This window comes from Bradyrhizobium sp. sGM-13 (assembly GCF_018398875.1).
Classification (GTDB): domain Bacteria; phylum Pseudomonadota; class Alphaproteobacteria; order Rhizobiales; family Xanthobacteraceae; genus Bradyrhizobium.
Window position 1 is genome coordinate 1 of the sequence record NZ_JAGWDK010000159.1, and the last position, 760, is coordinate 760.

The 760-nt window shown below is 60.8% G+C and carries 1 protein-coding gene; it reads right to left on the reverse strand.

Annotated elements, in window-relative coordinates; all coding sequences use genetic code 11:
• Window positions 1-760: AMP-binding protein (locus KJQ96_RS38580; protein ID WP_213291170.1), on the reverse strand; the 760-nt coding region annotated here is incomplete at both ends.

Consider the following 760-nt stretch of genomic DNA (forward strand, 5'->3'; position numbering starts at 1 on the left):
CCGCCCCGCCTATGTAAAGCTCACCCACCGCCCCCAACGGCACAGGCGCGCCATGGCCGTCCAGCAGATACACACGCGTGTTGGCAATCGGACGGCCGATCGGGATCGAGGCCAGCCCCTCGACGGATTCGGATATCTCGAATGTGGCACATCCAACCGTTGCTTCCGTCGGACCAAAATGATTGATCAGACGCACGCTCGGAAAACGCTCTTGCCAAAACTGCATGTCTGCCGGAATTAAGGCCTCGCCCCCAACCATGAGCACTCTTGTCGGAGCCGATCCTTTGTTGGCTTCGAGCCGTTTGTTCAGCATGCTTAGATGCGAAGGCGTCAGCTTGATCAGATCATAGGTCTGGCCATCCTCGACAGCAGCAAGCCAATCTATTGGGACAGTCTGGTTTAGAATGCGGAGCTTGGTACCGGCCAGCAAAGGCCCAAACAAGGTCGTAATGCTGCCGTCAAAGCTAAACGACAGCAGCATCAGCGAGCCGTTCCCAGCTCGTTCGCAATGGCGGCGATCCGACCAATGCAAATAGTTCACCAGTCCGCGATGCTCGACCATGACGCCCTTGGGGGTTCCGGTTGAGCCTGAGGTGTAGATGATGTAGGCGAGATGGCGCGAGGTGAGGCCGAGGGCGCGCGGCTCGGGATCAGAAACAGGCAGCGCGGCCCAGGGCGGGGTGGCCGTATCCAGATCGAGCGCCGTCACATCGGCGAGCGCCTCGGTGCCGAGCGCGGCGCGGCCGGCCGCATCGCAAAG